Below are 24,055 nucleotides of genomic sequence, written 5' to 3'. Positions count from 1 at the left end.
TGCGGCAGCATGTTGCCAAACCGGGCATAGTTGCATTGACTGTCAGGTAATTGCCAGGTTCGGGGCCATGACGGGATGCTCCACTAGCAGATAATGATTTCGGCTACACGTTTCCCCTGGTCAGTTGTCTTTACTCATCGCGGTTTTTGCAATGTCTGCTAGTGGCCTTCTGGCAATGTCTGCTAGAGCCCCTCGTCGGGGTTGCCGAGCGGGGCCTGGTGGGCTCGGGTGCTTGGACATGGCAAATAACGCCAAGGGCACGAGGCAATAGGCTGGCAAGAACCTGTGAGCCGTGGCAGATATCCCCGGTTTGGCAGATATTCGCCGCAATAGAAAAAAGGACCCCCAGAGGTCTGGGAGTCCTTCGCCAGCGGCAGCGGTTAGCGGGTTGCTTCGGCGTTGGCAGGGGGGTCGGCGTTGGCAGGGGTGTCGGCGTTGGCAGGGGTGTCGGCGTTGGCATCGAGTTCGGCGGTGGCGTCAGCGTCGTCAAGCGAAGTGCTCTTGATCTTGCCTGCGGCGAACTTGTTGATGATCAGCGCGATCGCGCCATCGCCAGTGACGTTGGCTGCGGTGCCGAAGGAGTCAACAACAATGTAGGCGGCGATCATGAGGGAGACCATGGACTCGTCAAAACCAAGGTTCGCCTGCAGCAGGCCAACCGCAGCCATGATGGCGCCACCAGGCACGCCCGGCGCAGCGATCATCATGATGCCCAGCAGCAGCATGAAACCGAGGATTTGCGGGCTGGTCACATCAAGCCCACCCATGAACACGATGGCCAGGGCGTACAGCATGATCTTCATCATGGAGCCAGACAGGTGGATCGTCGCGCACAGCGGGACGACGAAGCCGGCGACGTCCTCGTCCACCTTGTTCTTCAGGGTGGATGCGTAGGTGACCGGGATGGTGGCTGCGGAAGAGGAGGTACCCAGCGCGGTGAAGTACGCCGGCAGCATGTTCTTCAGCGCAACGAACGGGTTGACGCCCGCGATAACACCGGCGATGATGTAGAGCAGCAGGATGATGACAATGGTCATCACGATGGACAGCACCAGAACGGTGCCGAATGCGGCGATGGTGGAGCCGAAGTTGTCATTCATGCCCAGGTTCAGGAACGTGCCGAAGATGTAGATCGGCAGCAGCGGGATGACAAAGCTGGTGACCACTTTGAGGATGACCGCGTTGAGCTCATCAAGCACTTGGTGCATGGTCCGCGACGGCACCGCGGTCATTGCCACGCCAATGACAAAGGACAGAAGCAGTGCCGCCATCACCGGGAACGGCGCTGGCATTTCGACGCTGAAGAATGGTTCGAGGCCGCCCTCGCTGGGGTCGTCGACGGAGGTGACTAGGCCGTCATTAAGAAAAATCGGATACAGCACGGTTGCGGTGCCCCACGCGATGAGACCGGAAATGATCGTGGACCCGTACGCAACACCGGCGGTGATGCCGAGCCACTTGCCCGCTCCCTGCCCCAAGCCGGCGATCGCCGGCGCGATCAGCGCGAAAATCAGCACCGGGACGAAGAAGCCGAGGAAGTTGGAAAACAGGCCATTAAACGTGACAAACACGCGCGCGAGCCAGTCTGGGAAGAACAGGCTGCAGACGTAACCGGCGATGATCGCCAGCACAATCCACGCCAGCAGCGAGTTCAGGAGTTTCGATTTCATTGCTGAAACCCTTCTACAGTGAACGGGAATTGGACAGGGCGCGGCCGCAGCCGTCGCTAATTTCTCATTTTTCCCTAAATAACCACCTGTTTTCCAATCATGGGCTGTTTTCTTTGGCCGTGGCTTCGGGTTTATGCTTGGGGGCATGTCCCCGCTTGCAACCATGACCACGCTTAACGCGGTGCTTGGCACCATTTTCATCGTCCTCGCGCTTGTTTTCCTCATCGCTGGCGCCATGGCCACGGCCGGAAAACTCCCTGGCAATAACGTTGTTGGCCTGCGGGTTCCTGAGGTTCGCAAGAACGAGTCCACGTGGCGCCAGGCCCACCGCGTGGTTGGTCCCTTCTGGATTCTTACCGGTGTTGGCCTTGCGTTGGCCGCCGCGTTTGCGTTCATCGCTTCCGGTTGGTTGTGGGTTGCGCCGGCCATTGCGGTAGTTGCGTCGGTTGTTGCCCTTTCGGTTGGTGGGAACTTCGGCGCGAGGGCTGCCCTGCTTGTCGACGCCGCGCTGTCCACCCCCGACACCCCCTCCAGCGATGCCGACGCCGAAGATGCCGTGGACCTGGGTGCCCTGCGCCGCGCCGCTTACCAAGCCGATAACAAAGCGGACAACTGAGCCGACAACTGAGCCGACAACGCGTAACCGTTCGCGCGCAGCTCTCTGACCTGCGCTATTCCCACGCGCCCCACCAGCCTCATCAGCCTCATTGCAACCATTTCGATTTGTTACGGGTGTGATTGCAAAACTGCAGGACGCTGAAAGATTTCGCATTCAGATTCAGTAGCGTCCTTAACAACTTCCCACCCCCGCGCAAAATATGCGCTACGCTGTTTACGTGACTTTCAACAAGATGACCCACGGCAATCTTCAGTGGTGGTGGCTCGCGTAGACGGCGTGCCACAAGTCAACGTAGAAAAAACCTTCTGGCCCGCCAGCTTGATTTCAAACCAAGCGCCGCGGGCCTTTGCTCTAAGTCCCCGGTGCTGCAAAAGACGCAAACGACAAAGCACAACGATAGAGGACAAACACAATGAGCAAAGCCCCACCACAGCCGCGGTTTACACACGTAGACGTGCGCTATCACGAGGACGTCTCCAGCCTGTTCGCGCACCTTGGTGGCTGCGAGCAGGAAGACTCCGTGCTTTTAGAGTCCGCTGATATTACGACGAAGTCGGGGTTGCATTCGATGGCGGTGCTCAAGGCGTCGTTAAGAGTGACCTGCAATAACAACCAGGTGACCATCGAGCCGTTCACACCCTCAGGCCAGCTGTTGGCGCGACAAGCGCATGAACAGCTCAAGGATTACGCGAGCGGCGAAAACACCTACGAGTTTGCGATAAGCGAGGCGGAGAATGAGCGAGAGCGACTGACGGCGCCGTCGAGTGTAGAGGTGCTGCGCGCGCTGAGCACTGAGGCAGGGTACGGCAATGAGGATTTCCCGCTGCTGGCGGGTGGGTTTGCGTTTGATTACCTGGAGACGTTTGAGACGCTGCCGCAGGTTCGAGAGGGGGAGAACACCTACCCGGATTACCAGTTTGTGCTGGCAGAGGTGCTGTTGAAGGTGGATCACCAGGCGCAGACCGCGTATCTGGCCGCCGTGGATGCCACCGGCGAGGGCATTGATCTTAGGGAGCTGGCCATGCGTATCGACGCCCCTACGCAGACCTACACCCCCGCCCCATATCCGGATAACACGCTGCGTGTCACCGCCGGGGTTGGTGATGGGGAGTTTCGCAGCGGCGTGGAGAAGCTGAAAGACTCCATTGCCAACGGGGATATCTACCAGGTTGTGCCGGCGCGCAGCTTTAGCACGACGTGCCGGGATGCGTTTGCGGCGTACCAGCGCCTGCGAGAAACGAATCCATCGCCGTACATGTTTTATGTTCGCGGCATCGACCGGGCGGGGGAGCCGTACGAGTTGTTTGGGGCTTCGCCGGAGTCCAACCTGAAGTTTGATGCCGCCACGCGTGAGGTGCAGTTGTACCCGATCGCGGGCACGCGGCCGCGCGGGTTGAACGCGGATGGCAGCGTGAACTTGGAGCTGGATACGCGCATGGAGCTACAGCTGCGCACGGATGCGAAGGAGGTTGCGGAGCACACCATGCTGGTGGATTTGGCTCGCAATGACCTTGCGCGCGTGGCTGAGCCGGGGACCCGGAAGGTGGCTGAGCTGCTGCAAGTAGATCGCTACTCGCGCGTGATGCACCTGGTCAGCCGGGTCACGGCAACGCTTGCCCAGGATTTGGATGCGCTGGATGCGTATCGCGCATGCATGAACATGGGCACACTGACTGGTGCGCCGAAGCTGCGTGCGTCGGAGTTGTTGCGCGAGATGGAGGGCACGCGCCGTGGGTCCTACGGTGGCGCGGTGGGCTACCTGCGCGGCAATGGTGACTTTGATACCTGCATTGTCATTCGTTCCGCGTATGTTTCACGTGAAACATCGGTAGTTCAGGCGGGCGCGGGCGTGGTGCGCGACTCCGACCCACAGGCCGAGGCCGACGAAACCTTGCACAAGGCGTACGCCGTACTCAACGCGTTGGCCTTGGCGGCAGACGCTGAGCTGGAGGTAATCAAATGAACATTGTGATGCTGGATAACCAGGACTCGTTTGTCTACAACCTGGTCGACGCGCTTCGCGACACCGGCGACCACAACATGGTGGTCTACCGCAATACCGTCTCTGCCGACACGGTGCTGGCTGCCAACCCTGACCTGATCGTGCTCTCGCCCGGCCCCGGCTACCCGGCTGACGCCGGCTGCATGATGGAAGTCATTGCGCGTGCCCAAGGCCGCATCCCAATCCTGGGCATCTGCCTTGGTTACCAGGCACTGATCGAACACCACGGCGGCTGCGTGGGCCCTTGCGGCCCGGAACACGGCACGTCCCGCCCAATGCGACTCACCGAAGCCGGCAGGGCTAGTTCGCTTTTCGACGGCCTGAGCACCGGCGGAACGCCCAACGAACCAAGCAACAGCGTTCCCGTTGCCCGCTACCACTCGCTTGGCGCTACGCAAGAACCCGAGGGGATGCGTGCCTTGGCGTGGGCGGATACTGAAATAGGTGAGGTGATTATGGCCGCGGAAACGACGGATAGCATGGCCATTGGCCTGCAATTTCACCCTGAATCTATTCTGACGCCAGCTGGCCCGATCATGCTCGAGCGCTGCGTTACTCAACTGCTGCAGAAAGGTGCAAACAATGGCAAGTGAAAAGTCTCTGGAGATTCTGCGTCGTTTTTTGGATAACTCGGCGCCAACGCTTGAAGAGGCCGTGGAGGCGTTTACACCGCTGACCATTGGTGATTACGACGACGTGCATATTGCCGCGCTGCTGACCGCGATCCGCACGCGCGGCGAGACCTTCGCCGACATCGCCGGCGCAACCCAGGCGTTTTTAGCGGCAGGCCGACCCTTCCCGGTGACGGGGGAGGGGATCATGGACACCGCCGGAACGGGTGGAGACGGCGCGAATACCATCAACATCACCACGGCCGCTTCTCTGACCGCAGCCGCCGGTGGCGTGAAGATGATCAAGTGCGGCAACCGCTCCGTGTCCTCCAAGTCCGGTTCCGCAGACGTGCTTGAGGCGCTGAACATCCCGCTGGACTTGGATCCGGATCGCGCGGTGCGCCAGTTCGAGTCCGCGAACTTTACGTTCCTGTTTGCCCCGGCGTACAACCCGGCGATTGCGCACGTGCAGCCTGTGCGGAAGTCCCTTGGCGTATCCACCCTGTTCAACACTATGGGACCGCTGCTGTCACCGGCACGCCCGGAGTTCCAGATCATGGGCATTGCCAACCCGAAGCAGGGCCAGGTTATCGCAGAAACCATGCGCGAGTTGGGCCGCGGCCGCGCCCTTGTGGTGCATGGCGCGGGCACAGATGAAATCGCGGTACACGGGGAGACCCTAGTGTGGGAGCTGGACCGCGATGGCGAGATCAAGCATTACACGATAACCCCGGAGGAGCTCGGCGTTCCGCGTCACCCGCTGGAGGCGCTGCGAGGTGGCGATGGCGCGGAGAACGCCGCCTACATGCGCGCCACCTTTGCGGGTACAGGTCCGCAGGCGCACCACGATGCGATCGCGCTTTCCGCCGGTGCCATGTTCTACCTCTACGGCAAGACGGACACGATTGCGGAGGGTGTTGCGCACGCGAGCACATTGCTTGATAACGGCACCGTTCAAACTTGGCTGCAGAAGCACGAAGGGACCGATTACAGTGTCTAAGCTTCCTACAGTTCTGGAGAATATTGTCGCTGGAAGAAAAGGTCACATTGACGAAATTCGCGCACGGCTACATGGCGTTAATTTCGACACGTTACCTAAATCAGAGCGCTCGCTGTACGAGAACTTGAAGCGCCCAGGGACCAGTTTTATTTTGGAGTGCAAGAGCGCGTCGCCCTCGCTAGGCATGATCCGCGAACACTACGAGCCGGGAGAGATCGCCGCCGTGTACTCGCACGGCCACTCCAAGGCGGCCGGCATCTCGGTGCTTTGCGAGCCCGACCGCTTCGGCGGCGACTACGACCACCTAGCCACGGTTGCTGCCACCACGCACCTTCCGGTGTTGTGCAAGGACTTCATCATTGATGAGATCCAGGTGTACGCCGCGCGCTACTTTGGTGCGGACGCCATCTTGCTCATGCTCTCTGTGCTGAACGATAAGGAGTACTCGCGCCTCTCCGCCCTTGCAGGCTCCCTTGGCATGGACGTACTCACCGAGGTGATCGATGAGGAGGAGGCGAAGCGCGCGGGGCGACTCGGCGCGAAGATCTTCGGCGTGAACCACCGCAACTTGCACGACTTGTCCATTGACCTGACCCGCTCCAAGCAGTTGGCGCAATTCGCACCGAAGGATGCGGTGGTGGTCTCGGAGTCGGGAATCCGTGACGTTCGCACGGTCCGCAAGCTCGGGGCGCACTCGGACGGGTTCCTTGTTGGCTCGCAACTAACCAGCCAGCCGGACGTGGACATGGCGGTGCGCGAGTTGGTCTACGGCCCGAATAAGGTCTGCGGGCTGACCACTCCATCCGCGGCGCAAGCGGCCAAGGCATCCGGCGCGGTCTACGGCGGACTCATCTTTGAAGACGCCAGCCCCCGCAATGTTTCACGTGAAACATCCGTCAAAATCATCGCGCACGAGCGCGGTCTGAAGTATGTCGCGGTTTCTCGTCGCACGGAGAACTACGGCGAGCTGATCCAGGACGGCATCACGGCTGTGCAGATTCACGCGCCGCTGCAGGCTTCGGTGGAGAAAGAGCGCGAGCTCATCGCACGCGTTCGCGCCGAGGTTCCCGAACATGTTGAGGTATGGCGCGCAGTTACGATGACGGACGAGCTCGGGCCTGAGATCGCCCAAGCCATCACTGATGACGTAGACATGCTTGTCCTCGATGCCCATGAAGGCGGTTCGGGGGTGCGGTTTGATTGGGGGGTTATGCGTGGCGTCGATAAGCAGAAAGCCCTGCTAGCTGGTGGGCTGAACCCGGACTATGTGGCAGATGCCTTGGCGACGGGGGTTGCGGGCGTGGACCTGAATTCGGGTGTGGAGTATGCACCGGGGCACAAGGATGCGGCGAAGCTGCGCCAGGCCTTTGCGGTGATTGGGAACTTTTATGAGGAGGACAACAATGAGTGAGTACAGCCGCGGCGGCAAAACCTTGCTGCCTGCGTATTACGGTGAGTTCGGCGGGCAGTTTGTGCCCGAGTCCCTGATGCCCGCACTGGACCAATTGGAGCGCGCGTTTGTGGAGGCCTTTGAAAACGAGGAGTTCATGGCCGAATACCGCGCGCTGCTGCGGGATTACCTGGGCCGTCCGACGCCGCTGACGGAGTGCCGTAACCTGCCGCTGAACGGCAACGCGCGCATCTTTCTCAAGCGCGAGGACCTCGTGCACGGCGGCGCGCACAAAACCAACCAGGTGATTGGTCAGGCACTGCTGGCGAAGCAGATGGGTAAGACGCGCATCATCGCGGAGACCGGCGCGGGCCAGCACGGCACGGCGACGGCGTTGGCGTGCGCGTTGCTGGACTTGGATTGCGTGATTTACATGGGCAAAGTCGACATGGCGCGGCAAGAGCCGAACGTCTACCGCATGCGCCTGATGGGCGCGGAGGTCATCGGTGTGGACTCCGGTGCCGGCACCCTGAAGGATGCGGTAAATGAGGCGCTACGTGATTGGACGGCCACGTTCCATGAGTCGCACTACCTGCTTGGTACCGCGGCGGGCCCGCACCCGTTCCCGAAGATTGTGAAAGAATTCCACCGCGTGATTTCCGCCGAGGCACGCGCCCAGATGCTGGAGCGAACCGGCGCGCTGCCCGACACGGTGGTTGCCTGCGTGGGCGGTGGTTCCAACGCGATTGGCATGTTCGCGGAGTTCATTGATGATGAGGGCGTGGAGCTCGTCGGTGCCGAACCCGGCGGCGAGGGCTACGGTGTGGGCAAGCACGGCGCCGCGATCGCGCAGGGCACCGTTGGTATTTTGCACGGCACTCGCTCCTACCTCATGCGTGATGGGGACGGCCAGGTCGAAGAGTCGTACAGCATCTCCGCCGGCTTGGACTACCCGGCGGTTGGCCCGGAGCACGCTTACCTGGCCAAGTCGGGCCGCGCGCACTACGTGCCGGTGACCGATAAGGAGGCCCTGCGCGTATTCCAGTTGCTCTCCCGCCACGAGGGCATCATTCCGGCGCTCGAGTCCTCGCACGCGCTTGCTTATGCTTTACGACGCGCAGCCGAACACCCCACCAACGCCAAACCATTGAACATCTTGGTATGCCTCTCTGGGCGCGGAGACAAAGACGTGGCACACGTTCGCCGGACGTTAGAGGAGCACCCGGATTGGGTTCTGTCTGACAAGGGATCTGACAAGGAGGAGCAGCGATGAACCGCTATGACACAATGTTTAAACGCCTGGAGGAGAAGGGGGAGGGCGCGTTCGTTCCGTTCATCATGCTTTCTGACCCCTCTCCGGCGGAGGCCGTGGAGATCATCTCCACCGTTGTTGAGGCTGGCGCAGATGCCGTGGAGTTGGGCGTGCCGTTTTCTGATCCGGTGGCGGACGGCCCGGCGATCCAGACCGCTCACGTGCGCGCCCTTGATGGCGGCGCGACGGTGCAGCAAGCCTTAGATCAGGTGCGTGAGCTTCGCCAGCGCTTCCCGGAGTTGCCGATTGGCATGTTGATTTACGCCAACGTTGCCTTCGTCCGCGGCCTGGAGCGTTTCTACCCGGACTTTCACTCCGCGGGCGCGGATAGCATTTTGCTTCCAGACGTCCCGGTGCGCGAGTCCCAACCGTTTACTGAAGCCGCCATCGCCGCGGGTGTGGACCCGATCTACATCGCACCGGCGAAGGCGTCGCGTGAAACCTTGGAGGGTGTGGCGGCCAACTCTCGCGGTTACATTTACGCCATTTCTCGCGACGGCGTGACCGGCGCTGAGAAGGAAGCCACCGTGGACGGACTCCGCGAGGTGGTGGATAACATCAACTCCTTCGGCGGTGCGCCAGTGTTGTTGGGCTTTGGTATTTCCCGCCCGGGGCACGTGCGCGATGCGATTGCCGCGGGTGCGGCTGGTGCCATCACGGGTTCCGCGATCAGCAACATCATTGGCAAGTACACGCAGCACTCTCACCCGAACCCGGGGCGTGTGACCGATATGGCTGGGCTGAAAGCGGAGTTGTCTGACTACGTTCGGGCGATGAAGCAAGCTACGGTTAAGGCATGACAAACCCGACTCCCCACAGCTGCTCACGCCGCATGTTCATCCTTGGCTCCGCGGCAACCTTTGCTGGCGCGTTCCTGGCCGCTTGCGGTCAGGAGCCAACCGCGGAGCTTGCCAAGACCGAGGTGCCTGTTGGCAGCGCGGTGATCATGGATCGCTTCATCATCGCCCAGCCGACCGAGGGCAATTTCGTGGCCTACTCCTCCATGTGCCCGCACCAAGGTGCGAAGATCACGGTGGTCAACGGTGATGAGGTGCGCTGCACCAAGCATGGTTCCACCTTCAGCATTGTGGACGGCTCGGTGACCTCCGGCCCGTCAGAGTCCGCCATGATGACGGCTGCGCTTGCAGACAACGGCGACACCGTCACCGCGAGTGCAACACAATAGCCCCCTCCTGTAGCACGCGTTCTACCGAGTGCTACAGCCAGCCGCGGAAGTAGGAGTCCGGGTAGGGCAGTTCCGCGTGCTCCACGCCGAGCTCCTCTAACGCATCCACGGCCCACTCCGCGTTGCGCAGGGCGGCGCGCCCGATCATTACGGCGTCCGCGTCGCCTGCTTCCAAGATGTTTTCGGCCTGCTGGGCGTCCGTAATCAAACCTACGGCCGCTACCGGCAGGCCGCTTGCGTCTTTCAGCGCGCGTGCGAACGGCACCTGGTAGCCGGGTTCAACAGGAATGCTGGCGTTGACGTTGCCGGCGGAGGAGACGTCGATACAATCCACGCCCCGCTGGCGCAACTGCCCGCCAAGCCAGCGGGAGTCATCCAGCGTCCAGCCTTCTGGGTCCAGCCATTCAGAGGCAGACAGGCGGACCAAAAGCGGCATGCTGTCTGGAAGAACTTCGCGCACAGCCGCAACCACTTCGAGCAACAGACGCGCGCGGTTTTCACGCGTGCCGCCGTACTCATCGGTGCGCTGATTCGACAAAGGAGAGAGGAACTGGTGGAGCAGGTATCCGTGCGCCGCGTGGATCTCCACAAAGTCGAAACCTGCTTCCACCGCGCGGGTCGCTGCGGCGGCAAACAGGCCCGGAAGTTCACGGACCTCGTCTAAGGTCAGTTCGCGCGGTTCGGCATGACCCTCGGATGGGGTGGGGGAAGGTGCGACGGTTTGCCAGCCGGCGCAGTCAAGCGGGATGCTCCTGCGGCCGGTGACTTGGGGCAGCATTGGGTACGTGGAGGCTTTGCGGCCGGCGTGGTTGAGCTGGATGCCCATCGCGGTGCCGAGCGACTTGGCAAGTTCCACGATTGGCACCCACGCGTCAACGTGTTCCTGGCTCCACAGGCCGGCGCAGTAGTTGGAGATCCGCCCCTCCGGCACAATCGCGGTGGCTTCCGCGACGATGAGGCCGAAGCCGCCGGCGGCGCGCGCACCGTAGTGCATCATGTGCCATGCGCCCGGGATGCCGTCCTCGTTGCGGCAGCGGTACTGGCACATTGGCGGCAGCCAGATCCGGTTGCGGATGGTCAGCGAGCGAAGGGTGAGCGGTTCGTTGAGTTGCATGCCGCCAGAATAGCTACGACTTCGTAGACTTACCCGCATGTCTGGTTTTTTCGAAGGTTTTCTGAACCGGTTCGACCCGCTGCTTGTGGGCATCTTCGCCGCGGTGGTGATCGCGTTTATCTTGCCGGCAAGCGGCAGTTTTGCAGACGCGTTTGCTGTGGCGGTGAAGTTTGCCATTGCGCTGCTGTTTTTCCTGTACGGCGCGCGTCTTTCCACCCATGAGGCGTTGAAAGGCCTGACCAACTGGCGGCTACATCTGCTTATTCTTGCATTTACGTTTTTGATTTACCCGTTGATTGGCGTTGCGCTTAGGCCAACTACGGCGTTTTTATCGCAGGAGATTTACCAGGGCATTCTGTTCGCCATGCTGGTGCCGTCCACGGTGCAGTCTTCGGTGGCGCTGACCGGCATCGCGCGGGGCAATGTGTCGGGGGCGGTGGTGGCGGCGTCGGTGTCGTCGCTAGTCGGTGTGGTTGCAACGCCAGTGCTGGTGATGTTGCTGATGGGCACTGGGACGGGCGTGCGTATCGACGCCACCGTGTTCACCAACATCGCCCTCCAACTCCTCTTACCGTTTGTGCTTGGCCAGTTGGCGCACAACTTTGTGCCGCGGGCGAAGGAGATTGCGAAGTCGAAGGCGACGAAGATTGTGGACCGCGGCTCTATCTGGATGGTGGTCTACTCCGCGTTTTCCAAGGGCGTGGTTTCCGGCGTGTGGTCGAATGTGAAGCTGTGGGAGATCGTCTTCCTGATTGTGTTTGCGTTTGTGTTGGTCGTGGCGATGCTGTGGCTGACCAACGTGGTCCCACAGGCGCTGGGATTCAACCGCGAAGACCGCATCGCCGTGCAGTTGTGCGGCACGCAGAAGTCGCTCGCCACCGGTCTGCCGATGGCCACGGTGATCTTCGGTGGTGCGCAACTGGGCGTGCTCATTGTGCCGCTGATGGTCTATCACATGATCCAGATCGTGACGTGCTCCGCGTACGCTTCGCGGCTGCAGCCGGAAACCGCCTAGAGTGTTTCACGTGAAACATTACGTGCGTATCCATTACACCGTCCCGGAGCTCGGCGGCGAGCTGCTCAACATCGCGGAGCTTGAAGAGCGAAGCGCGTCCGAATGCGCGATGCTCCGCATGATTGAGCTCGACCCGGCGGAAACCATCACCGGCATCTTCATCGACGGCCGTGTCATCGGCCAGGCTAACCAGCCACTCGACGTGGTCCCGCACCCAGACCTCTACAGCCAGCTCGAAGGCATCCGCGCCACACGCCTCACGCCGGAGGAGTTCGAAGGCCTGTGGGAAGAGGCCGCCGCCAAGTTCCCGCATTAGGGCTTCTTGCTTAAGGGCTTCTTGCTTACCGACGCCAAATCCCACCCCAGCCCAGCTGGAGTGGGATTTCCTACGTAGAGGGGAAGTTATGCGCTCTAGTCTCTGCGCTTAGAACGGCAGCTTCATGCCTGGGATGCCGCCGGAGTTGGCGAAGGATTCCAGCAACCGGATACCTCCCGGCTGGTGGTGGGGTAGCGGCCTAGGGGCCTCTGCAGGCATAAATAAAGCAGCCACGTCGCGCTTGGCGAGGCGGCTGCGAAATGCTTGCCCTAAGGCTAGCGTTGGGCTAGTGCCGGATTAGAACGGCAGCTGCAGGCCCGGAACCATGCCGGACTGTGCAACGAATGCGATCAGAGCCAGCAGAGCGGCGGTGATGCCGGTGCCCAGCAGGATGTTGGCCGTCTTGCCCGGCTCCCATTCATTAGCCTTGTCGGACTTCAGGGAGGAGATCAGCGGCTTCAGAGCCTTGTTCTGCTCCTCAGCGCCTTCCTTAGCAAGAGCGCTCTTGGCCAGGCCGGTTGCCTTGTCCTTGTTGTTCTTGGCGTAGTTCAGAGCTTCTTCTTCCTCAATCTCGGAAGACTTCTTCTTGTTACCGTCCTTGGAGGAGCCGTCCTTGTTGTCGCCCTCCTTGGAGGAGCTCTGCTGGGAGGAGCTCTGCTCCTTGGGCTGAGCCTCCTCAGCGAAAGCCGGGGTAGCAACGAGGGACAGGGCGGTAGCTGCAGCAACGGCTGCGGTGGTGAAGCGCTTCATGTGAAGGTCCTTTCATCACAGGGATATATTCTTGGCGGCTGCCATAGAAGTGGTTCTCCCAGGCAAGCTATTTCGTATATCGAAACACATTCCGCTGGCGTTACTATACGCGAAAAGTTTTTTTCATAATGAATAACGGCAGAAGTTTCTTTAGTGGCTTACAAGGTTAGAAGGTCAACTGGATGATCGGGAGGATGCCTTCGGCTCCAGCCCACGTCAACGCGCTACCAAGCAACACCAGCACGCCGGCCGTGATGCCAAGCCCAATCATTAGATCCCACGTCGTGCCGATCCGATAGTTGTTAAACGCGTCATTCTTAAAGGTCCAGTGAAACTCGTCCGGCATGATGCCCGCCAGGTCCTCGTTCTCGGAGGACTTCTTGTAGGGTCCGGAGATACCTGAACCGGGTGTCCACCTCTCGGTGCTTTCTTTCCTGAACTTGTGGGATCTCACCTGATTGTTAGTGACCTCAGACGAAGACTTTGGTCCCTTGCTTGCGTATGCGGCTTGTGGGTTCAACGTCAACGCAGTTGCCGCGATAAGGGACATCGCAATATAACGCTTCATGTGCATGCTCCTAGCAGTCTGAGTGTTTACTTACGCATTAATTTATACGTTTCCCAAACGCACTGAGAAATAAGGCGAAAGGCTACACATGAATTACCCCCAACACCCTCGTCGCCGCAGTATGTCTACACACATTTAGGCAGCAAGAACCCGCCTACATCCGCTAGGGACATGGGCGGGTGACACCAGTACGCCGGTTAAAGCGGAACGCCCGGGATCAGCCCCTGCTTCGGCTGCGAATGCGCCACCGCCAACCAGAGCAAGCAAGAGCGCAACGATACCGGTGCCGTAGCTCTTCAGACTCCTCTCCTTGATAATGCCACCGCTGCGTAAGCGATACATTCAGCACTCAGCTAAAACACTCAGTTAGAAAACCCAGTTCACTAACACCACGTAAAGCAGGGTGCCGGTGAGGATGGAGAGGGCGAGGGAGCGTCGATAAGCATGAAGCCCCAGGGTGACCGCTGCGGCGATGAGGGTGGCCACGACGCCGCCGGGCGCATCGGTGGCTCCGGCGATGGAGTAGACAACGAGTACGGTCATCACGCTGACGGGCATGATCACGCCGAGGAACTCCAGGAGGGGGCTACCGCGCAGGAGGCGTCGGAAAAGGAAGGGAGCGGCGCGCAGAGCGATCGTGACAACAGCCACGGGCAGCAGCACGGCCCATACCATGGCCAGGGTTACACCAGTAGGAAGGCCCATTAGATTGTGTGGGTCAGTTTGGCGTCCAGACGCGGGCGCCAAAAGCGCACCAGCATGAGGACGAACAGGGCGGTCAGGGCAACGATCAACATCTGGCCGGGAGCGATCAGCCAGGCGACAAGGCCAAAGATCAGTGCGATGGCCACCGCGCCGATGTCACGCGTGGACTGGAACGCCTCATACGCCAGCACGATAAACAGTGCGGTCAGCGCGAAATCCAGACCCTGAAGATCCGGCGGAATCAGCGCGCCCGCAAGCGCACCGACAATGCCGGAGCCGACCCAGAACGCCTGCGCCGCAATCTGAATGGTGAGCACACGAGGCCCGCTCAGCTTCGTGTCTTTCGGCAGCGCGGAGACGACCGCGTAGGACTCATCAGTCAGTGCGTACGTGCCGTACAGCCGGCCGATGGGGGAGCGGGCCTTCTCCAGCGGGTAGGTCAGACCGTAGAAAATGTGGCGAAAGTTCACCATGAAACCGGTCAGTGCCGCCGAGGCCGGGCCAACACCGGTGAGCACCATGTTTAGCGCCACGAACTCCATCGAGCCCGCGTAGATGACAAAGGAGAAAATCGGGGTCCACCACCAGGCGAAACCCGTTTGCGTCATCAGCACGCCAAACGCCAGGCCAAGCGGGATCAGGCCGAGGCCAACCAGCCAAATGTCCTTAACACCCTTGCGGATCTCCGCGGATGTTTCACGTGAAACCATAAATTTAGTTGTCTTCGAGGTGGGTCGGGAAGGTTGCGAACAAGGGCAATGGCATTGCTTGCCGACGCATCACGTCACCCCACAAATCCGCCCTCGCCGGCGCAACCACGTCACCTGGCAACGCAGGCGCGATGAACCAATCACCGTACTCGATCTCCTCCTCCAACTGGCCCGTATCCCATCCGGCGTAACCGGCGAACACGCGGATGCCCTCAAGGTCATTGGCAAGCAGCGACGGGTCAGCACCAAGATCAATGTGCACCAACTTGTTGGCCAGACGCGTGTAGTGCGGCGCGTTTTCAATATCCACGCCGTTCTTGGTCACGCCAACCGCCACGGCAGCCTGCGGCATAACCGGACCGCCGATGTAGAGCGCCTGCGGAGAAGCCGCGAGATCCGCCCAGGCAGGCACCACGTTAAACAACGCTGTGTCACTGCGACGGTTCAGGATGATGCCCACGGTGCCATCCACCTCATGCTCCAAAACCAGCACGACGGTGCGCGCGAACTCCGGCGAATACATGCCAGGTGCGGCAACCAGCAACATGCCGGGTACTGGCTGTTCACGCTCCAACGCGTTGAACAAGCGGTCTGCGTAGAAGTACTCAGGCACGCTGCTGCTCCTCCCACCACGCCTTGAGCGCGGCAACCGCTTCATCGTGTTCAAGCTCGCCGCGCTCCAGGCGCAGCTCCTTCATAAACTTCCAGGCGCGGCCAACGTCCGGGCCGGGCTTCAGATCCAGGATCTGCATGATCTGGTTGCCGTCCAGGTCCGGGCGCACACGCGCTAGGTCCTCCTTGGCGGCCAGCTCCGCAATCCGCTCCTCCAAATTGTTGTAGTTGCGCTGCAGGCGCGCGGCCTTCCGCGGGTTGCGCGTGGTGCAGTCCGCGCGCACCAGCTTGTTCAGGCGGGGCAGCAGCTCACCGGCGTCGGTGACGTAACGGCGTACAGCCGAATCCGTCCACTGGCCCTCACCAAACCCGTAGAAGCGCATGTGCAGATACACCAGCTGACCGATGTCTTCGATCATGTGCTTCGGGTACTTCAACGCACGCAGACGCTTACGCGCCAGCTTCGCACCAACCACCTCGTGGTGGTGAAAGCTCACGCCGCCGCCTTCTTTCACCGCGCGCGTATCCGGCTTGCCAATGTCATGCAAAAGCGCCGCCCAGCGCAGCTTCAGGTCTGGCTCTTCCTCCGGGTCCTCAAGCTCAACCGCCTGGCGCAGCACCGTCAGCGAGTGGCGGTACACATCCTTGTGCTGCATGTGCTCGTCCTGCTCCAACTGCAGCGCCGGCACCTCCGGCAGCACGTAGCCAGCAAGTCCGGTCTGCACCAGCAGATCCACGCCCTCCCACGGAGCCGCACCCGCCATCAGCTTGTTCAGCTCCGCCTGGATACGCTCCACCGTGATGCGCTCAATCTCACCGGCCATGTCGCGCATTGCGTCAAACACGCGCGGCGCCACCTCAAAGCCAAGCTGGGACACAAAACGTGCAGCCCGCAGCATGCGCAGCGGGTCGTCCCTAAAGGACACTTCCGGTGCCTGCGGCGTATCCAACTTCCGTGCCAACACATCCTCAAGGCCGCTGCAGGGATCGTGGAATTGGGGGGTCAGGATGCCGTCGACAAGCAAAAGCTCCACTGCCATTGCATTGCAGGCGAAGTCGCGGCGAACCAGATCACCCTCGATCGTGTCGCCGAACGTGACCTCCGGGTTGCGGCTCACCCCGTCATAGAGGTCTGCGCGGAAGGTGGTGATCTCCACCTGCACTCCGCGCTTGACCGTGCTCACCGTGCCAAACTCAATACCCGTATCCCACGTCTTCTCACCCCACACCTCAAGGATCTCCTTGATCACCTCGGGACGTGCGGAGGTAGTAAAGTCCAGGTCATTGCCGGTTTTCCCCAGCATGGCATCACGCACCGGGCCACCAACGAGATATAAGGACTCGCCGCGTTCGGCGAAAGCAGCGGCAAGCGGCTGCAAAATCTCGGCGTGCTCCTGCACCCCAGACTGCAACCGCCCCATCAGCACCGCCACGGCGTTGGGGTCTTGCGCATCGGGCATGTCAAAAACACTCACCCGTGACACGATACCCGCGTAACCCGCAATACCAGATACGATAAGGCGAATGACTGACAACACCCGCGCGCGGCAATCCAAAACCGACGCTTCAGCCCCTCGGGATGCGTCCCAAGGGGAGCCGAAGCGTCGGCGTCGTCGCGGCCGGGGCAAGGGCCGCTCACAACACGCAGGTCGGGGTGGTCAAAAAGGTGGCCAGCATAGTAGCAAGCGGCAAGAGAAAACTGCTGAGGGCTCTCGCGACAACTCCGAGAACAGCAAGCCGAACAACCCGCAGCGCAAACGCCGCCGTGGAGGACAGAATAATAAAGGCCACAACCGCAACAGCGCCCGCAACCGGAACAATCGAGGCGGGAGGCGTCGTTCAAGCGTGGATCAGCGCAGGCGCCCGCAGTATCAGGACCGCTATGACTCTTCGATTCCAACGCGCGACGAGACCTCCGCGGGCGGTCTGGTGGTCTCCGGCATGGCGGAGGCGGTGGATGCCGGCGGCAATGTGGATCTGAGCAAGATCTACGCCGCGTTGATTGGTCGCCTGGATCGTCGTGGCCGCCTGTTGTGGTCCATGCCTAAGGGCCACGTTGAGGACAATGAGCACCAGTGGACAACCGCGGAGCGTGAAGTCTGGGAGGAGACCGGTATTTACGGTGAAGCCTTTGACACGCTTGGCACCATTGATTACTGGTTTGTCTCGGATGGCGTGCGCATTCACAAGACCGTGCACCACAACTTGCTGCGCTACGTGGACGGAGACCTCAATGATGAGGACCCGGAGGTCACCGAGGTCACTTGGGTGCCAATGAGCGAGCTCATCGAGCGCCTGGCGTATGCGGATGAGCGCAAGTTGGCCCGCATCGCGGTGAATCGTATGCCCGATCTGGCGCGAAAGGAACACCGGAACGAGCACCGCAACGAGCACAGCTCCGGAAGGGCCGCTCCGCAATGATTCGCCCGCGGCTCGCGGCCGCTACGTGCGCCATGTTGCTCGCTTCCGTGGGCGTTCAGCCTGCCGCGGCAATTCCGGTGCCTACCGATCCGGACCACCCGTCTGTCGCTTCCACCTGGGCAAATCCGGCCGTTCGCCCTTCCGATGGGTTGCGAGGGGAGCTTTTGCTTATCGACGCCCCGTTGTCCACCCCAGCCGCCAACCCCGCAATGTTTCACGTGAAACTTCGCGTAACCAACCACTCGGATGGGGTCCTTGAGGGCTTAAGCGTGACGTCGCGACGCGGACCGGTAACCGGTTCCGTGGCCGACCAACGCGTGGCAACCGTGGCGCAAGTGGGGGAGTACAGCAAGGTTGGCCAACGCATCGACGTGTCGGAGTCCCTACAGCCGGGCGACAGCACCGACGTGGAGTTTGACGTGGAGCTGCCCATGGATTGGGTGGGCGCCTACCCGGTCATGTTGCAGCTGACCGACGCCGACGGCACGACCTTAGATACTGAGCGCTTCCACCTAAACACGCGCGGCCCAGCTCCCGACGCGATGGCCCCAGGCGGGATCACCGCGATCTACCCAATCTCCGCGGAGGTGGACATCCTGCCGGGCGAAACCGGTGACGCACCGATGGACCCGCCGCTGATCCTGGCCTCCGAGCAACTGGCACACCAGCTCGCCCCGGGTGGACGTTTAGACGAGCTTGCGGAGAACTACCTTGACGCTATCGCTGACCGCGACACCGGCGAGGACGTGTCGAACGCCGTGTGCGCCGCCATCGACCCAGCCCTGATTGACACCGTGGACCGTATGAGCCGCGGCTACACCGTGTCCCCTAAACGCCCACCAGTGGTGGAGGAGCCGAAGCGACTGCGCGATTCTTGGGGAAGCGAGGAGACGACTGAACTCGGACTGCCGGGCATTGGCTCCGAGGACGCCAAAGCGTGGCTAGACAAAATGCGCCAGATTTCCGACAGCGGCTGCACTGTAGCCCTACCGTGGGCGAACACCGACCTCAACGCAGTTGCCCAAACGGGCGACCCCTGGCTGATGCGCGAAGCCATCGAACGTGGCCCATTCACCCTAGAGCGCATCCTTGGCCACGCCGGTGTGCTCAACACTGTGGTGCCTGCTGCGGGCTACGTGGCAGAAGATGTAGCGCCGGCGCTTGGCTGGGCGGACCACGCCCGTTCCCACATCAAGGACGAGGGATTAAGCGGCGCGTGGGAAAGCGCCGTGCAGGCCGCAACGGAGGAAGTCAACGGTGGTGTAAAAAGCGCCCTCGAACGCCAGGAGCAGGCCGCGCCTGACTGGGCCGCGGCGCCCGAGCCGACCGTGCCAGTGCGCGTGCTCACGGCAGGATCGGAGACTTCAGTGCCGGACACCAGCGGCTCATGGCTCGCTCCCGGCGTAGCCAGCCTAGACTACTCCGCCGCACTCAACGCCACGCTCGCCCAGATGGGGCAGACGCCGTCCACCATGGCCTACTCCAACCCGGCGTACCGCTTTAACTACGCCAAGGACTCCAAGCTTGCGCGCGACATCAACGCCGTTGCCGCGATCCAACTGGCTGCAAGCCAGGCCATGGTGCCCGCACCCGAAACGCTCGAGCCCGAAACGCCCGAACCTGAGCCGAACACCAACAACGTGCTGCTTAACCCGCCGGCAAGTTGGGACGCTGACTCCGCCGCCGCACTGCTCGGCTCCATCGCTTATCTGACCGCCGAGGGCTTCTCCCGCCCCGAGGGACTTGCACAGCTTGTGCTAGGCACGAACGTGGCGCCGGACGCTACGCCTTTGCGTTACAGCGACGCGGCTATCTACTCCGACGCCGAAATCTTAAGCGCCACCCAACAGGCCCGGTTTATCAATGACCTGTCCACGTTGTTGTCCTCCGACAGCTCGATCGCACTGACCCGCTACGGCTTTACCCTCCCGCTGCGCCGCGACATCCTCACCGCATTCGCACCTACAGGCAGGCGCTCCATCGGCGGCTACGCCGATGCCGCTGCAGTGACTACTAACCGCCTCACCGCCTCACGCGCTGAACTCAGCACCCTGCGCGCCGCCGTCACGCTGATCCCGCCGGGCAACGTGTACACGCGGACTTCTCCATCGAGCCCGCTGCTCATCGTCGCCCAAAACGGCATGCCGCTGCCAGTGGACACCACCATCGGCTACGTCTCCGCCGAGGGCGCACAACTCAACGTGCCGGAGACATTCCGCATCCCCGCTCGCGGCTCCGTCACCGTCACCATGACGGCAGACCTACCGCAAAACTCCCGCGACACCACGCTGCAGCTGTTCCTGGCCGGCAAGCAGGGCCAGGCGATCTCGCAGCCCGTGGACATTGCGGTGCGCACCCCGTCTTTGGCCTTAAGTGGCTGGGTGATAGTCCTTGGCGCGTTCGTCCTCTTCGCCCTGTTCGCCTTAATCGGCATGGGTGCAAGAAGGCGGAGGAGGGGGTTGGCGCCGCCGCACAAAAGCGAGGAGACAAGAAGCAAGCCCTCAACCACCACTAACCCAAATGGAGCATCGACGTGACTGAGAACCTGCGCAAGCGCATCGTTGCGCCGGCCCCGCCCGCGCCCGTGCCTGCGCCGCGCGAACCCAAGCCGGACCCAGTGGCGGAAACCGGTCAGCCCGACCGCTCCCTTCTGACCACCAGCCCCAAGGGTGAAACCCTCGCCGGTGGAACGAGTGCGGCAGCTGGTGCGGCAGTGGCCACCTTGGAAACGCCCGCCGCGCAAGAGGCTGAACCTACGAAGGACAACTCCGGCCAGGCCGTGGTGCGCGCAACCGGCTCCATGGCTGTTGCCACGCTGATCTCACGCATCACCGGATTCATCCGCACCGTCATGATCGGCGCGGCGCTCGGCCCGGCCGTCGCATCCGCGTTCAACACCGCCAACACGCTGCCGAACATCATCACCGAGATCGTGCTTGGCTCCGTGCTCACCGCACTCGTGGTGCCGGTGTTGGTGCGTGCGGAAAAGGAAGACCCGGACCGCGGCGAACGCTTCGTGCGCCAACTGTTCACACTCACACTGACGCTGATGGTGGTGGTGACCACCATCAGTGTTGTCACCGCACCTTGGCTCACCCGGCTGTTTCTTGATAACGACGGCAAGGTCAACGTCATCCAATCCACCTCATTCGCCTACCTTTTGCTGCCGCAGATCTTCTTCTACGGCATGTTCTCCCTGTTCATGGCAATCCTGAACACCAAGGAACACTTCAGGCCAGGCGCTTGGGCGCCGGTGGCGAACAACATTGTCTCCATTGCGGTCCTTGCCGCGTATATGGCGCTGCCGGGGCGGTTGAATGCGGCAGCGCCGGCGTCGATAAGCAACCCCCATGTGCTCCTGCTGGGGCTGGGTACGACGGCCGGTGTGGTGGTGCAGTGCCTGATCATGCTGCCCGCGCTGCGCAAGCTGGGGATCAACCTGCGGCCACTGTGGGGCATTGATGACAGGCTGAAGCAATTCGGCGGCATGGCACTGGCGATTATCACCTACGTGGCCATTAGTCAGGCCGGCTACATTGTGACCACCCGCATCGCCTCCAACGCGCACGAGGCTGCACCGTTTATCTACCAACAGCACTGGATGCTGCTGCAGGTGCCATACGGCATCATCGGCGTGACCCTGCTGACCGCGATCATGCCGCGCCTGTCACGCAAGGCAGCTGACGGCGACGATACGGCCGTGGTCCGCGACCTGACCTTGGGCACCAAGCTGACGTTCATCGCGCTGATCCCCATCATCGTGTTCATGACAGCGCTTGGTCCCGACATCGGGCACGCGCTGTTTGCCTACGGCGACTTCGACCCAGACGCCGCGCGCACCCTGGGCCTGACCATCAGCTTCGCCGCGTTCACACTGATTCCTTACGCGCTAGTCATGCTGCACCTGCGCGTGTTCTACGCGCGTGAAGAGGCCTGGACGCCCACCTTCATCATCGCCGGCATCACCCTGACCAAGGTGCTGCTGAGCATGCTCGCACCCCTTGTGGCCAACCGCCCGGAGCACGTGGTGGTGCTCCTCGGTGCGGCCAACGGATTCGGCTTTGTCGCCGGTGCCGCCATCGGCGCGCTACTACTCAAGCGCAAGCTAGGCACCCTGGACATGCGCTCAGTGCTGCAGACCTCGCTCTGGGCGCTGATATCTGCAGTCATCGGTGTGGCCGTGATGTTCGGCCTGCGCTGGCTGGTACGCGACGTAGCCGGTATAGACATGCCTCACTTCCTGGGCCAGCTGATCCACCTGCCTTCCCTGGGCTTCTTGTTTGAGGTTGGCATCCTGGGCGTGCTCTTTCTCATTGCCACCGGTCTTGTGCTGGCACGCTCCGGCCTGCCAGAGGTGCAGAACCTGGGCCGCGCCCTAGCCCGCATCCCGGGCATGGGCCGCTTCATCCGTCCGGATGAAGAACGCGCCATTGACACCGGTGAAGTGGACCCGCGCGAAATGTCCACCCAGTTCCTCGCCGCCGATACGTTCAACGCGTCGCCGGTGCCACCGCCAATGTCTGCCGGCGTTGTGCGTGGGCCCCGCCTGGTGCCGGGCGCGCTGGTTTCGGACGGCCGCTTCCGCCTGATTCGGGACCACGGCGCCACGGCCGGCGCCCGCTTCTGGCAGGCCCGCGAAGTGGCAACCGGGCGCCCTGTGGCGCTGACATTTGTGGACACCACCGGAGCCTCCCCAATGGCGCCGGCCAGCCCGCGCGAAGCTGCTATCGACGCCGCAAGCGTTGCACGCCGCACCCGCAAACTGGCCAAGCTTGGGCACCCCGCGGTGGCGGACAACATTGAAATCCTGTCCTACCGCACAGGCGCCTTGATTGTGGCCGACTGGGTAGAGGGCACCTCCGTGAAGGCGGTGTGCGAATCCGGCCAGACCCTGCACACAGAGGCCGTGGCCAACGCCCTGGCACCACTGGCCGGCGCCATGGCCGCCGCCCGCAACGTAGACGTTCCCCTCGGCCTGGACAACCGCCAGCGCCTGCGCGTGGACACCGAAGGCAAGATCCGCCTGGCTTTCCCAGCCGTGCTGCCTGACTCTTCTGCCGTCAACGACGCCGCAAGCTTCGCCTCCGCCATGGAGCTGCTCACCGCCAACGTAAACTCCGACGCGCTGGAAGAGATCACGCGCAACACGCGTGCACTTGTAGAGGCCGACGCGATCGAAACCCACGACTTTCGCGACCTCCAAGCCGCCCTTCGCCGGGAAGCGAACCTGCCGGGGACCGTGACGGAGCCTGCTTCTGAGACAGATTCCGACGCTGCAACGAGCACGCTGGACTTCACAGCCGAGGACTTCGGGCCCGCAGCCGATCACACCGAGGACCCCGACGCACTGCGCGGCGGCTTCGGCGCCGGCAGCTTCAGCCCGGTCGTCGTGGCACTACTGACTGCGATTGCGGTGGCGGCTGTCATGATGATCGCCGCCCTGACCGTCTACCTCATCGGCGCATTCAGTGGCGAAGAATCCGACGGCCCGGTCAGCCCGGTCGGCGCCACCACCAGCGCGCCACACCCGACCACCACCGAGGCATCCACGCTGCCCGTAGTCATCCGCCCGCTGCTCGCCACCACGGACTCCACAGATTCAACGGACGGGGACGTGCACAACCTCGTGGACCAGGACAACACCACCTCTTGGACCACCACTCGCGACACTGCGGTGGTGCTTCGCGGCGGCGATGTCACCGGCCCGTTTCGCCTTGAGCACATGCTTATCGACGCCCCAACCGACAGCGGCCCCTACGAAATCTATGGGATACCCGCGGACTTTTCCGACGCCTCTGCTGGTTCTGCTGGGAGTTTGACCCGCGAGCAGTGGTCCCAGTTCCCGCTGCTGGCTAGCGGCACCTTCCACAAAGGCCAGAACAACATTGACGTTGATGCGCGTGAAGTCAGCGGCGTGGTGATCTACCTGCCGCCCTACGAAGACAGTGCTGGTTCTGACAATGCTGGTTCTGAGGCTGCCGGTGAGGTGACGCTGCGCAACGTCTCCTTGATCGGCTATATGAAGTAGGCGCGTGTGCACATAACCCGTGTCCA

The 24,055-nt window shown here is 62.0% G+C and carries 21 protein-coding genes; 13 read left to right on the top strand and 8 right to left on the bottom strand.

The window, feature by feature from the left end; translation table 11 throughout:
- Positions 1–380 precede the first annotated feature (380 nt).
- Positions 381–1,670, bottom strand: coding sequence for a dicarboxylate/amino acid:cation symporter (locus HMPREF3101_RS04580; protein WP_083280084.1), 1,290 nt, complete (start codon positions 1,668–1,670; stop codon positions 381–383).
- A gap of 145 nt (positions 1,671–1,815) precedes the next feature.
- On the opposite strand from HMPREF3101_RS04580, the gene HMPREF3101_RS04575 reads away from it, so the two are divergent.
- The 8 genes from HMPREF3101_RS04575 to HMPREF3101_RS04540 all read left to right on the top strand — a co-directional run bounded on the left by HMPREF3101_RS04575 (position 1,816) and on the right by HMPREF3101_RS04540 (position 9,790).
- Complete coding sequence (locus tag HMPREF3101_RS04575) at positions 1,816–2,286, top strand: SdpI family protein (protein ID WP_070463146.1); 471 nt, start codon at positions 1,816–1,818, stop codon at positions 2,284–2,286.
- 415 nt (positions 2,287–2,701) lie between these two features.
- Positions 2,702–4,252, top strand: a complete 1,551-nt coding sequence (locus tag HMPREF3101_RS04570) for an anthranilate synthase component 1 (RefSeq protein WP_070463143.1) — start codon at positions 2,702–2,704, stop codon at positions 4,250–4,252.
- A complete protein-coding gene (locus HMPREF3101_RS04565; protein ID WP_070463140.1) occupies positions 4,249–4,884 on the top strand; it encodes a glutamine amidotransferase-related protein in 636 nt (211 codons plus the stop codon). The genes HMPREF3101_RS04570 and HMPREF3101_RS04565 overlap by 4 nt, the downstream gene beginning before the upstream one ends.
- Complete coding sequence (trpD, locus tag HMPREF3101_RS04560; protein ID WP_070463137.1) at positions 4,874–5,902, top strand: anthranilate phosphoribosyltransferase; 1,029 nt, start codon at positions 4,874–4,876, stop codon at positions 5,900–5,902. The genes HMPREF3101_RS04565 and trpD overlap by 11 nt, the downstream gene beginning before the upstream one ends.
- A complete protein-coding gene (gene trpCF / locus HMPREF3101_RS04555) occupies positions 5,889–7,313 on the top strand; it encodes a bifunctional indole-3-glycerol-phosphate synthase TrpC/phosphoribosylanthranilate isomerase TrpF (protein WP_070463190.1) in 1,425 nt (474 codons plus the stop codon). Before trpD ends, trpCF begins: the two co-directional genes overlap by 14 nt.
- On the top strand, positions 7,306–8,565 hold the full coding sequence (trpB, locus tag HMPREF3101_RS04550) for a tryptophan synthase subunit beta (RefSeq protein WP_070463134.1): 1,260 nt from the start codon (positions 7,306–7,308) through the stop codon (positions 8,563–8,565). Before trpCF ends, trpB begins: the two co-directional genes overlap by 8 nt.
- The gene (trpA, locus tag HMPREF3101_RS04545; protein ID WP_070463131.1) at positions 8,562–9,404 is read left to right on the top strand and encodes a tryptophan synthase subunit alpha; all 843 of its coding nucleotides are present in this window, start codon (positions 8,562–8,564) and stop codon (positions 9,402–9,404) included. Before trpB ends, trpA begins: the two co-directional genes overlap by 4 nt.
- Positions 9,405–9,436: 32 nt before the next feature.
- A complete protein-coding gene (locus HMPREF3101_RS04540; RefSeq protein WP_070463128.1) occupies positions 9,437–9,790 on the top strand; it encodes a Rieske (2Fe-2S) protein in 354 nt (117 codons plus the stop codon).
- Between the two features lie 31 nt (positions 9,791–9,821).
- Here HMPREF3101_RS04540 and HMPREF3101_RS04535 read toward each other — a convergent pair whose 3' ends face one another.
- Positions 9,822–10,904, bottom strand: a complete 1,083-nt coding sequence (locus HMPREF3101_RS04535) for an NADH:flavin oxidoreductase/NADH oxidase (RefSeq protein WP_070463125.1) — start codon at positions 10,902–10,904, stop codon at positions 9,822–9,824.
- A gap of 37 nt (positions 10,905–10,941) precedes the next feature.
- On the opposite strand from HMPREF3101_RS04535, the gene HMPREF3101_RS04530 reads away from it, so the two are divergent.
- Positions 10,942–11,919 carry a bile acid:sodium symporter family protein gene (locus tag HMPREF3101_RS04530; RefSeq protein WP_070463122.1) on the top strand — a complete coding sequence of 326 codons (978 nt, stop codon included), beginning with the start codon at positions 10,942–10,944 and terminating at the stop codon, positions 11,917–11,919.
- 10 nt (positions 11,920–11,929) lie between these two features.
- Positions 11,930–12,235: a hypothetical protein gene (locus HMPREF3101_RS04525; RefSeq protein WP_070463187.1), complete on the top strand. Its 306-nt coding sequence runs from the start codon at positions 11,930–11,932 to the stop codon at positions 12,233–12,235.
- Positions 12,236–12,532: 297 nt separating this feature from the next.
- On the opposite strand, the gene HMPREF3101_RS04520 is transcribed toward HMPREF3101_RS04525, so the two are convergent.
- From HMPREF3101_RS04520 to HMPREF3101_RS04495, 6 genes are all read right to left on the bottom strand, one after another.
- A complete protein-coding gene (locus HMPREF3101_RS04520; protein ID WP_070463119.1) occupies positions 12,533–12,985 on the bottom strand; it encodes a hypothetical protein in 453 nt (150 codons plus the stop codon).
- Between the two features lie 166 nt (positions 12,986–13,151).
- Positions 13,152–13,553: a hypothetical protein gene (locus HMPREF3101_RS04515; protein WP_070463116.1), complete on the bottom strand. Its 402-nt coding sequence runs from the start codon at positions 13,551–13,553 to the stop codon at positions 13,152–13,154.
- Between the two features lie 366 nt (positions 13,554–13,919).
- Positions 13,920–14,258 (bottom strand): branched-chain amino acid transporter permease, encoded by a 339-nt coding sequence (locus tag HMPREF3101_RS04510; RefSeq protein WP_070463114.1) that lies wholly within the window; start codon positions 14,256–14,258, stop codon positions 13,920–13,922.
- A complete protein-coding gene (locus HMPREF3101_RS04505; protein WP_070463111.1) occupies positions 14,258–14,968 on the bottom strand; it encodes an AzlC family ABC transporter permease in 711 nt (236 codons plus the stop codon). Before HMPREF3101_RS04505 ends, HMPREF3101_RS04510 begins: the two co-directional genes overlap by 1 nt.
- Positions 14,969–14,972: 4 nt before the next feature.
- Complete coding sequence (locus HMPREF3101_RS04500) at positions 14,973–15,626, bottom strand: YqgE/AlgH family protein (protein ID WP_070463108.1); 654 nt, start codon at positions 15,624–15,626, stop codon at positions 14,973–14,975.
- Positions 15,574–17,040 carry a CCA tRNA nucleotidyltransferase gene (locus tag HMPREF3101_RS04495; protein WP_141737359.1) on the bottom strand — a complete coding sequence of 489 codons (1,467 nt, stop codon included), beginning with the start codon at positions 17,038–17,040 and terminating at the stop codon, positions 15,574–15,576. The genes HMPREF3101_RS04500 and HMPREF3101_RS04495 overlap by 53 nt, the downstream gene beginning before the upstream one ends.
- Positions 17,041–17,104: 64 nt before the next feature.
- Between HMPREF3101_RS04495 and HMPREF3101_RS11705 the strand changes: the two genes are divergently transcribed.
- From HMPREF3101_RS11705 to murJ, 3 genes are read left to right on the top strand one after another with little or no spacing between them, the layout of a single operon-like run.
- Entirely contained in the window at positions 17,105–18,001 is an 897-nt protein-coding gene (locus HMPREF3101_RS11705) for an NUDIX hydrolase (protein ID WP_083280083.1), read from the top strand.
- On the top strand, positions 17,998–20,538 hold the full coding sequence (locus HMPREF3101_RS04485; protein WP_070463105.1) for a hypothetical protein: 2,541 nt from the start codon (positions 17,998–18,000) through the stop codon (positions 20,536–20,538). Before HMPREF3101_RS11705 ends, HMPREF3101_RS04485 begins: the two co-directional genes overlap by 4 nt.
- Positions 20,535–24,029, top strand: a complete 3,495-nt coding sequence (murJ, locus tag HMPREF3101_RS04480) for a murein biosynthesis integral membrane protein MurJ (RefSeq protein WP_256365742.1) — start codon at positions 20,535–20,537, stop codon at positions 24,027–24,029. The genes HMPREF3101_RS04485 and murJ overlap by 4 nt, the downstream gene beginning before the upstream one ends.
- The last annotated feature ends 26 nt before the right edge of the window (positions 24,030–24,055 follow it).

Origin of the sequence: Corynebacterium sp. HMSC29G08, assembly GCF_001806875.1 — a bacterium.
Classification (GTDB): Bacteria; Actinomycetota; Actinomycetes; order Mycobacteriales; family Mycobacteriaceae; genus Corynebacterium.
Note: the sequence above shows the minus strand (reverse complement) of the source record. Positions and strands in the feature narration are given on the sequence as shown.